This window comes from Streptomyces sp. XY431 (assembly GCF_001279805.1).
GTDB lineage: Bacteria > Actinomycetota > Actinomycetes > Streptomycetales > Streptomycetaceae > Kitasatospora > Kitasatospora purpeofusca.
This window is the reverse complement of record NZ_LGDO01000033.1, coordinates 18157-27725: the sequence shown is the minus strand read 5'-3', so window position 1 is coordinate 27725 and position 9569 is coordinate 18157. Positions and strand designations below refer to the sequence as shown.

The window sequence follows — 9569 nt, the reverse complement described above, 5'->3', positions numbered from 1 at the left end:
GATCACGTGGGGCACGTGGGGTGGCGGCGCAGCAGGCGATCGAGGGGCTGCGGGAGCTTGCCGGAGCGGGGTTGGGGGCCGAGGGGGTGTTCCGCAGGGCGGACGAGCTGCTGCGGGGGGTCCTGGAGTACGACGCGGTCTGCTGGCACTCGGCGGATCCGGCGACCGGGCTGGTGAACTCGGTGTTCAGCGACGACCTCAGTCTGGAGGGGTTCGAGAACGCGGTGCGTCTGGAGGTGTGGGCGGACGACGTGGCGACGTTCTCGGCGATCCGGCGCAGCGGGGTGCGGGCGGAGACGCTGAGCCGGGCCACCCGGGGGCGGCTGTCGGAGAGTGTGCGGTTCCGGGAGCAGATCCGGCCGGCGGGGTTCGGTGACGAGCTGCGGGCCGTGTTCGACGCGCACGGCGGAATGTGGGGGTGCGCGGTCTTCCTGCGGGTGCCGGGGCGGGGGCCGTACCTGGCCCGGCACCGGGAGCTCGCGGACCTCGCCGCGCGGCACCTCGGCCATGCGCTGAGGGCCTGTCATGTGCCGGCGGCCGACGTGGGACCGGGCCGGGCGGCGGACGCGGGTCCGGCGGTGGTGGTGCTCGGCCGGGGGAACCGGCCGATCGCGATCTCCGGTCCGGCGGAGGAACTGCTCGGTCGGCTCTCCGACCCGAGCCGGACCTCGCTGCGGGTGCCCACGGCCGTCGCGATGGCCGCCGAGCAGGCCCGCCGGGTGGCCCACGGCCTGCCGGTGCCGCAGTCGAAGATCAGGGTGCAGGACGGCGAGGGCCGCTGGTACGTGCTGCACGGTTCGGCGTTGAAGGGCGGCGCCGAGGACCTGGTGACGGTGGTGGCGGCCCCGGCGACGCCCGCCGACGCGATGCCGCTGTACCTCTCGGCGTACGGGCTGACGGCGCGGGAGCAGGAGGTGGCGCTGCTGCTGGTGCGGGGGTGCGACACCCGGGACGTGTCGCGGCTGCTGGCGATGAAGCCGTACACGGTGCAGGACCATCTGAAGTCGGTGTTCGCCAAGGCCGGTGTGGCCAGCCGGCGGGAGCTGGTCGCGCGGATCATGCTGGGTGGCGGGGTGTCGTAGCGGCGGGGTCCGGGGTGTACGTTCTGACGGGTCGGTGGCGGACGGGTCGGTGGCGGGCGGGGCGGTCGGGGGTCGGCCCTGCCCGGTTGCGGGAACCGTCGATCGTTAGCTGACAACGGGGGGTCCCGCACGGGGGCCCGCCGGGCCGTCCGGAGGGGGCCAGGGATGAGCGTGGAGGAGACCGCCGGTTCGGCGGGAAGTGGTCAGGGCGACGGGGAGGCCCCGGAGGTGGCGGCCGCGGCCACGGCCACCGGGGACCGCGGCGCCGATGGAGGCGCGGAGAGCGGCGAGCACGGCGGCACGGACGGCGGCAAGGCCCGCGGTACGGACGGCGGCCCGGACGGCGGTGCGGACGAGGACCGCAAGGGCAGGCACGGCAAGGCGAAGAAGAAGCGGCCGTTCTGGCAGGAGCTGCCGATCCTGATCGGTATCGCCCTGCTGCTCTCACTGGGCATCAAGACCTTCTTCGTCCAGGCGTTCTCCATCCCCTCCGGTTCGATGCAGCACACGCTGGAGAAGGACGACCGGGTCCTGGTCGACAAGCTGACCCCGTGGTTCGGCGCCGAGCCGGAGCGCGGTGAGGTGGTGGTCTTCAAGGATCCGGGCGGCTGGCTGGACTCGGTGCCCCGGGTCAAGGGCAACGCGTTCGTCGAGGGGATCCGGACCGCGCTCGGCACGGTCGGCCTGCTGCCCTCCGACAACGAGAAGGACCTCATCAAGCGGGTGATCGCGGTCGGCGGCGACACCGTCGAGTGCCGGGAGGGCGGCCCGGTCAAGGTCAACGGCGCGGCGCTGGACGAGCCGTACCTGTACCCGGGCGCGACGCCGTGCGGTGACGCGCCGGTGGGCACGGTGACGGTGCCCAAGGACCACCTGTGGGTGATGGGGGACCACCGCAACGACTCGCGCGACTCGCGCTTCCACGTCAACGAGCCCGGCGGCGGGTTCGTGCCGGTGAAGAACGTGATCGGCCGGGCCTTCGTGATCGCCTGGCCGCTGTCCCGCTGGGACACCCTGCCGGTGCCGGACACCTTCGACCAGAAGGGCCTCGCGGCGGGGGCTCCGGACGGCCTCGGCGGGCGTGGCGGGGAGGGCCCGGCCGAGCCTTCGGCACCGGAGGCCGCCCTGCTGGCCGCGGCCGTCCCGTTCGTGCTGCGGCAGCGCCGCCGGGCGGAGAAGGCGGAGAAGGAGGAGCGCACGGAGTGGACCGAGCGGGCGGAGCAGTCCGAGCGGGCGGGGGACGCCGAGCGCTGAGGTGATGCCGAGGTCCGGGCGCCCGAGGTGCCTGTCGTACCCGTCCGCCGCCGCCGTCTCCGCCCCGGTCCTCCCGGGGCCGGGGCCGGCGGCGGGCCGCTCGGTGGGGCGGCCGACAGCGGTCGACGGCGGACGAGGGCCGGTCAGGCCGGGCCGTGCCAGCCGGGGGGACGGCCGTAGCGGGCGAGGAAGAGGTCGACTCCGGACCCGATGGTGCGGGCGAGTTCGGCATCGTCCACCGGCGTGGCCGGGGCGAAGGTGTGCACCAGCTGCGGGATGCCGACGGTACAGGCCACCAGCTGCTGGACGGCGAGCTTCGGGTCCGGCACGTGCAGCTCGCCCTTGGCGGTGAGGTCGGTGAGCATCTCGACCAGCGGGCCGTTGTTCATGTCGTAGGTGACCAGGTACCAGAGCTGGCCGAGCTGCGGGAAGCGGTCGATCTCGCCGATCACCAGGCGGCGCAGCAGCATGATCTCGGGGCGCAGCAGGATGCGGGCGAGCTCGGTGGTGTGCCGGACGAGGGCCGTGCGCAGGTCCGGGGCGGCGGCGAGGGCGCGGGCGGGCGGCGTCAGGTCGGCGTAGGTCTTGGGCAGCACACCGCTGACGACGGCCAGGAACAGGCGCTCCTTGCTGCCGAAGTGCTTGTAGATGGTGGCCTTGGAGACGCCGGACCGGTTGGTGATGACGTCCATCGAGGCGGCCGAGTACCCCTCGGCGAGGAACTCCGCGAGGGCGGCGTCGATGATCGCCTGGCGCTTGCGGGTCGCGGCGTCGCCCGGCGCCGGGATGATCGGCATCCCGTACTCGTCGGTGGCGTCCTGGCGCTCGGCTCCCATGCGTCCGTCCTTCGTCCTGCGTCGGGGGTGGGAAGGGGGCTTCCCTGGCGGGGGTGGGCTACTGCGACGGGATGGTACCGACCGTTTGGGGTGGTAGTGACCGGTCCGGGTGATTGGACCGTTCAGTATAGGAACTGAACCGTTTGGTCCGCAAAGCCTGCGAGGCCCGGACCTGCGGCGACGCCGGCCGGGAAGGCCAGATTGAACAGGCCGATCGCGCCGCCCTGCCGCTCCGGCGCGAGCCCGCCGACCGCCGAACCCGTGAGCACCCCCTGCCCGCCGGCCGTGACCAGTGAGCTGAGTGCCGAGCCGAGCAGCACGACCGGGGGCCACGGCGCGAACGCCGCCGCGGTGGCCGCCGCCACCGATCCCGTCGCCAGCAGCACCCGGACCCGTCCCGTCCCCAGGGCCGGGGCGAGCCGTACCAGCTGCCAGGAGAGCAGCGCGCCGGTGAGCGCCACGGACGCGACCGCGGCGCCGGTGGGCAGCGGGCCCCAGCCGGTGAGGGCGGTCACCCGGCGCGGTGCGCCGTAGACCAGGGCGAAGTTGACGGTGGCGAGCGCGAGCATGAGCAGGGCCGGGCGGCGGAAGTCGGGCCGCCGCAGCAGGCCCAGCGGCAGGGCGTCGCGGAACCGCCCGTCGGGCGTTCCCGGCCGGGCGCTCCCGGCCTGTCCGGCCTGTCCGACCTGCCCTGCGTGCGCTGCCTGCCCTGCCCGCTCTGCCTGTCCGGCCTGCTCGGCCGGGCGCAGCACGGCGGGGAGCGCCGCGAGGGCGAGCAGCGGCATGACCAGCGCGGCCCGCCAGCCGAGCAGCTGCGCGGCGCCCGCGCCGACGAACAGGCCGAGCGTGCCGCCGGCCGCGTTGCCGATCGCGACCAGCCCGGTGGAGCGGCCGGAGCGGTCGCGGCCGGCGATCCGGAAGGCCGCGACGGTCAGCCCCGCCGCCCCGGCGGCCTCCACCGCCCGCCCCGCCGCGAGTGGCAGCAGGGCGGAGGGCGAGGCCAGCACGATCGCGGCGCCGAGGGCCACCAGCGCCGCGCCGGCCCGGACCAGGGCGGCGGGGCCGCGCCGTCCGGCGGTGGCGGACAGCAACGGGGTGCCGACCAGCAGACCGAGGCCGTACGCGGTCATCAGCCAGGCCGCCGAGGCGGTCGGGACGTGCAGGGCGTGGGCGGCGGCGGGCAGGGCCAGGCTCGGCCCGGAGATCCCGCTCGCGGCGGCGGCGATCAGCAGCGCCGCGGCCGTCGTCCCCGGCGCCCGCCGGCCCGGCGCGGTGGTGGCACCACGGTGGCGGGCGGCGGGGGCAAGGCCGAGGGCGGCGGTGGGTCGGGCGGCGAGCCGGGCCGGGAAGGCGCTCATACCGGCATCCGGCCCATCAGACCGCGCGAGAAGTCCTGCTGGGCCCGGTGGAGCTCGGCCACCGTGTTCATCACGAACGGCCCGCTGCGGGCGACCGGTTCGCCGATCGGCTCGCCGGCCAGGACGAGCACCTCGGCCGGCCCGTCCACGGCCCGGACCGTGAAGCCCTCGCCGTCGTGGTCGAGGACGGCGAGGTGGCCGTCGGGCAGCGGGACGCCGGCGGTCTCGGCCCGGCCGGTCAGCGTGTGGAACGCGGCGGTGTGGTGGGCCGGCGCGGTGAACGTCGCCGAGCCGCCGGCCGCGAGCCGGGCGTGCACCACCAGGAGCGGGGTGTGGGTCTCGAAGGGCGAGGCCGTGCCGTGGGTGGCCCCGGCGAGCACGGTCAGCTCGGCGCCCTCGGCGGTGCGGACCACGGGCAGGTCGGCGGCCTCGGCGTTCTGACTGCGCGGCGGCAGCCCCTTGAGCCGCGCGGGCAGGTTCACCCAGATCTGCAGCATGTGCTGGCGGCCGCCGGCGGCGAGGAACTCCGGGGTGGGCAGGGCCTCGTGGACGATGCCCGAGCCGGCGGTCAGCCACTGGACGCCACCGCCGCGGACCACGGCCCGGTGGCCCCGGGAGTCGGCGTTCGCGATGTCGCCGTCGATGACGTACTGGATCGTCTCGAAGCCGCGGTGCGGGTGCGGGGGAGCACCCTTGGCCTCGCCGGGGGCGAGGTCCACCGGGCCGACCTGGTCGACCATCAGGAACGGGTCGAGGAAGGGCAGTTCGGCAGTGGGGAAGGGGCGGCGGACGGGGAAGCCCGCGCCCTCGAAGGTGTGGAACGGGGGGACGACGCGGGCGACGGAGCGGCCGGTTGCCGGGGCGGTGTGCACGGGTGTCGTGGTCATGGATCGACTGAACTACACCATTCGGTTCAGTGTCAAGACTGAACAGTTCAGTTGACAGGATGAACTGGTCCGTCTAGTTTTCTCGGTGTCGACCCCGACAGTCACCACAGCACCGGTGGTCACACCGGTAGTCACATCACCACCGAGGAGTACGTCATGACCGCGTCCAAGATCTTCGCCATCTCCGGTTCGCTGCGCGCCGACTCGCACAACACCCGGCTGCTGAAGGCCGCCCAGAAGTTCAACCCGGGCGGCCAGGAGATCGAGATCTACGAGGGCCTGCGCGAGATCCCGCCGTACGACCTGGACCTCGACACCCCCGAGCTGCGCCCGGCCGTCGTCGAGGACCTGCGCCGCCGGGTCGCCGAGGCCGACGGCCTGCTGATCGCCACCCCCGAGTTCAACTACTCCATCCCCGGCGTGCTCAAGAACGCCATCGACTGGCTGAGCACCGACTGGACCCGCACCGAGGGCCTGCCGCTGCACCGCAAGCCGACCGCCATCCTCGGCGCCGCGCCGACCAACTTCGGCACCGTCCGCGCCCAGCTGGCGCTCCGCCAGGTCTTCGTCTGGACCGAGACCGACGTCGTGGTGAAGCCCGAGGTCATCGTCTTCCGGGCGCACGAGCGCTTCGACGAGGAGGGCAACCTCACCGACGAGACCACCATCGGCCTGCTCCAGGGCCTGCTGACCGCGCTCCAGGAGAAGATCGACGCCAAGGCGGAGCGCGCGGCCCGCAGCTGACGCTCCGGCAGCAGCACCGCACGTACGACGGGGGAGAACAGAGATGTCCGAGCACAGCACACCGGCACAGAACCCGGCCACGACACCACCACAGAACACGCTCACGCCCGCGCCCACCGCCCCGGTCACCGTCACCGCCGCCCACCTGGGCACCGCCACCGTCCTGTTGCGGATCGGCGACCTGACCGTCCTCACCGACCCGGCCCTCGACCCCGGCCCGGCCGACTACCCGGCGGCCCGCCCGCTGCGCCGCACCGCCGGCCCGGCGCTCACCGCCGACCGCCTGCCGCCGATCGACCTCGTCCTGCTCTCCCACGACCAGCACGCCGACAACCTCGACCCGACCGGCCGGACCGTGCTGGCCCGCGCCACCACCGTGCTCACCACGCCCGAGGCGGCCGCACGGCTCGGGGGAGCGGCCGAGGGACTGGCGACCTGGGAGAGTCGTCGGATCACCGCCGGCGCCACGACCGTCACCGTGACGGCCACACCCGCCCGGCACGGGCCGCCCGGCACCGAGGAGGCCACCGGCCCGGTCACCGGTTTCGTCGTCGAGTACGAGGGCGGCACCCTCTACCTCTCCGGGGACACCGTCCGCCACGACGCGCTGGCGGGCATCGCCGAACGCTTCACCGTGGACACCGCCTTCCTGCACCTGGGGGACGCCCACTTCCCGTCCACCGGCGACCGGGCGTTCTCGATGAGCGCCCGCGAGGGGGCGGAACTCGCCCGGATCCTGGGCGCCCGCACCGTGGTCCCGGTCCACTACGAGTCCTGGGAGCACCTCGGCGAGGACCCGGACGCCATCACCGGGGCCTTCTCGGCCCCCGACCTGAGCGGTCGGCTGCGCCTGCTGACCCCCGGCGTCCCCGAGCCGCTGTGAGCGGCCCCGAACGACCGGGGGCCGCGACCGCCGACTCCCGCCCGACCGAACGTCAGTACCGGACCCGTCAGTACCGGACCCAGCCGAGGAGCACAGCCGTGTCCACCGCCGCCCGCACCGCAGACGCACGCCGCCCCGCCACCGACCCCGCCACCGACGCCACCACCGACCCCGCGAACGACCCGGGCTCCGCCGCGACCAGCCCCGCCGCGCACACCGAGGTGCGCCACCGCACCGTCGAGATCGAGGGCCTGCCGGTCTTCTACCGCGAGGCCGGGGATCCGAGCCGGCCGACCCTGGTCCTGCTGCACGGCTTCCCCACCAGCTCGGCGATGTTCCGCAACCTGCTGCGCGACCTCGCCGACTCCTACCACCTCGTCGCCCCCGACCACGTGGGCTTCGGACAGTCCGCCACCCCGCCCGTCGGCGAGTTCGAGTACAGCTTCGAGAAGCTCACCGAGTACACCCTCGCCCTGCTGGACGCGCTCGGCATCGACCGGTTCGCCCTCTACATCCAGGACTACGGCGCCCCGATCGGCCTGCGGATCGCCTCGCGCCACCCGGACCGGGTCACCGCCTTGATCAGCCAGAGCGGCAACGCCTACACGGAGGGCTTCACCCCGTTCTGGGACGTGCTGTTCGCCCACGCCGGGGACCGTGCCACCCACGAGCCCGCCGTGCGCGAGCTGCTCACCGCGTCCGCCACCCGCTGGCAGTACACCCACGGTGTGCCCGCCGACCGGCTGGACCGGCTCTCCCCGGACACCTGGACGCTCGACCAGGCCGGGCTGGACCGCCCGGGCAACCGGGAGGTGCAGCTCCAGCTGTTCTGGGACTACCAGTTCAACCTGGACGGCTACCCGCACTTCCAGGAGTACTTCCGGACGCACCGGCCGCCGACCCTGGTCGCCTGGGGCCGGAACGACGAGATCTTCGGCCCGGCCGGGGCCGAGGCCTTCGCCCGCGACCTCCCGGACGCCGAGATCCACCTGCTCGACGCCGGGCACTTCGCCCTGGAGACGCACGGCCCGGAAATCGCCGCGCTGATCCGGGACTTCCTCGGCCGTCACCTCTGATCCGGTGACCGTCGGGGCCCGGTCGCCGGGTGCCCCGGGACCCGGCCGTCCCTCCGCGACAGGGGTGCGGAGGGACGGCCGGGCGGCGGGCACCCGGCGACCAGGGTTCCGGGCCGACCAGGGTTCCAGACCGGCCGGGGACCCGAACCGACCGGTGACCCGGGCCCGGCGGCCGGGAATCCGGGCCACCCGGGTGGGATTGGCCCTGGCCCGGTGGCGGCCGACGCGTCCAGGATGGGGGGATGAGCGACTTCCACCACGGGCTGCGTCCCGAGAGCCGGATCGTCCACCCGCCCGTCGAGGAGGTGGTCGGAAGCCGGCCGCTGGGCGTGCCGATCCATCAGGGCCACGTCTTCGCGTTCCCCGACGGCGACGCGCTGGCGGAGGCCTTCGGGGGGCCCGACCGGGCCTTCCTCTACAACCGGCTGGGCAATCCGACGGTCCGTTCGCTGGAGCAGGCGGTGGCCGGGCTGGAGGGCGGCAGCGGTGCGCTGGCCGCCTCCTCCGGGATGGGCGCGATCAACACCGTGCTGCTCGCCCTGCTCCGCTCCGGGGACCATGTGATCGCCCAGAAGAGCCTGTACGGCGGCACCTTCGCGACCCTGGCCGACCTGGCCGCGCGCTGGGGCGTGGAGGTCACCCACGTCCGGGGCGACGACCCGGAGGAGGTCCGCGCCGCCCTGCGGCCCACCACCCGGCTGCTGTACCTGGAGACGGTCTCCAATCCGACCGCGCGGGTCACCGACCTGCCCGCCCTGATCGGCGTCGCCCGGGAGGCCGGGGTGCTGAGCGTGGTGGACAACACCTTCACCACCCCGCTGCTCTGCCGCCCGATCGAGCACGGGGCGGACGTCGTGGTCCACTCGGCCACCAAGTACCTGGGCGGCCACTCCGACGTGCTGGCCGGGGTCGCCGTCTTCGCCGACGCCGCGCTGCACCACCGGGTCTGGGAGCACGGTGTCGAACTCGGCGCGTCCCTGGACCCGTTCGCCGCCTGGCTGACCCTGCGCGGGATGCAGACCCTGGGCCTGCGGATGCGCCGCCACTGCGAGTCCGCGCTCGACCTGGCCGGACGGCTCGCCGCCCACCCGGCGGTCACCACGGTGCACCACCCGGGACTGCCGGGCCACCCGGACCACGAGCTGGCCCGCCGGCTGCTGCCGGAGGGCCAGGGCGGGGTGTTCGCCGTCGACCTGGCCGGCGGGCGCGAGGCCGCGGGTGCCTTCGTCGGCGCACTCCGCCTCGCCTCGCTCGCGCCCTCGCTCGGCGGGGTGCACACCCTCGTCATGCACCCGGCCAGCACTTCGCACCGCCAGCTCTCGGACGAGGAGTTGGCCGCCGCCGGCATCGGCCCGGGCACCGTTCGGCTCGCCGTCGGCATCGAGCACCCCGAGGACCTCTGGGCCGACCTGGAGCAGGCCCTCGGCAAGCTCTGAGCCCAAGCCTTCC

Annotated in this window: 9 protein-coding genes; 6 read left to right on the top strand and 3 right to left on the bottom strand. The window is 74.6% G+C overall.

The window, feature by feature from the left end:
* Positions 1-1082: helix-turn-helix transcriptional regulator (locus ADK60_RS05695; protein WP_159400319.1), on the top strand; the 1082-nt coding region annotated here is incomplete at its 5' end.
* 165 nt (positions 1083-1247) lie between these two features.
* Entirely contained in the window at positions 1248-2336 is a 1089-nt protein-coding gene (gene lepB / locus ADK60_RS41520) for a signal peptidase I (RefSeq protein ID WP_079008080.1), read from the top strand.
* Positions 2337-2479: 143 nt separating this feature from the next.
* Here the strand turns inward: lepB and ADK60_RS05685 are convergent, their stop codons facing one another.
* The 3 genes from ADK60_RS05685 to ADK60_RS05675 all read right to left on the bottom strand — a co-directional run bounded on the left by ADK60_RS05685 (position 2480) and on the right by ADK60_RS05675 (position 5417).
* Positions 2480-3172, bottom strand: a complete 693-nt coding sequence (locus ADK60_RS05685; protein ID WP_045940310.1) for a TetR/AcrR family transcriptional regulator — start codon at positions 3170-3172, stop codon at positions 2480-2482.
* Positions 3173-3294: 122 nt separating this feature from the next.
* Positions 3295-4530 (bottom strand): MFS transporter, encoded by a 1236-nt coding sequence (locus ADK60_RS05680; protein ID WP_053643747.1) that lies wholly within the window; start codon positions 4528-4530, stop codon positions 3295-3297.
* Positions 4527-5417 (bottom strand): pirin family protein, encoded by an 891-nt coding sequence (locus ADK60_RS05675; RefSeq protein WP_063783052.1) that lies wholly within the window; start codon positions 5415-5417, stop codon positions 4527-4529. The genes ADK60_RS05680 and ADK60_RS05675 overlap by 4 nt, the downstream gene beginning before the upstream one ends.
* Before the next feature lie 156 nt (positions 5418-5573).
* Between ADK60_RS05675 and ADK60_RS05670 the strand changes: the two genes are divergently transcribed.
* From ADK60_RS05670 to ADK60_RS05655, 4 genes are all read left to right on the top strand, one after another.
* On the top strand, positions 5574-6161 hold the full coding sequence (locus ADK60_RS05670) for an NADPH-dependent FMN reductase (protein WP_053643743.1): 588 nt from the start codon (positions 5574-5576) through the stop codon (positions 6159-6161).
* A gap of 43 nt (positions 6162-6204) precedes the next feature.
* Complete coding sequence (locus ADK60_RS05665; RefSeq protein ID WP_053643741.1) at positions 6205-7044, top strand: MBL fold metallo-hydrolase; 840 nt, start codon at positions 6205-6207, stop codon at positions 7042-7044.
* A gap of 221 nt (positions 7045-7265) precedes the next feature.
* Positions 7266-8120 (top strand): alpha/beta fold hydrolase, encoded by an 855-nt coding sequence (locus tag ADK60_RS05660; protein ID WP_053643754.1) that lies wholly within the window; start codon positions 7266-7268, stop codon positions 8118-8120.
* 242 nt (positions 8121-8362) lie between these two features.
* Entirely contained in the window at positions 8363-9556 is a 1194-nt protein-coding gene (locus tag ADK60_RS05655) for a trans-sulfuration enzyme family protein (RefSeq protein ID WP_053643739.1), read from the top strand.
* The last annotated feature ends 13 nt before the right edge of the window (positions 9557-9569 follow it).

Bases quoted from the DNA above. Each gene is read 5' to 3' on its own strand.
- ADK60_RS05655 (WP_053643739.1), top strand. From the start codon at position 8,363: ATGAGCGACTTCCACCACGGGCTGCGTCCCGAGAGCCGGATCGTCCAC.
- ADK60_RS05670 (WP_053643743.1), top strand. From the start codon at position 5,574: ATGACCGCGTCCAAGATCTTCGCCATCTCCGGTTCGCTGCGCGCCGAC.
- lepB (WP_079008080.1), top strand. From the start codon at position 1,248: ATGAGCGTGGAGGAGACCGCCGGTTCGGCGGGAAGTGGTCAGGGCGAC.
- ADK60_RS05685 (WP_045940310.1), bottom strand. From the start codon at position 3,172: ATGGGAGCCGAGCGCCAGGACGCCACCGACGAGTACGGGATGCCGATC.
- ADK60_RS05675 (WP_063783052.1), bottom strand. From the start codon at position 5,417: ATGACCACGACACCCGTGCACACCGCCCCGGCAACCGGCCGCTCCGTC.
- ADK60_RS05680 (WP_053643747.1), bottom strand. From the start codon at position 4,530: ATGAGCGCCTTCCCGGCCCGGCTCGCCGCCCGACCCACCGCCGCCCTC.
- ADK60_RS05665 (WP_053643741.1), top strand. From the start codon at position 6,205: ATGTCCGAGCACAGCACACCGGCACAGAACCCGGCCACGACACCACCA.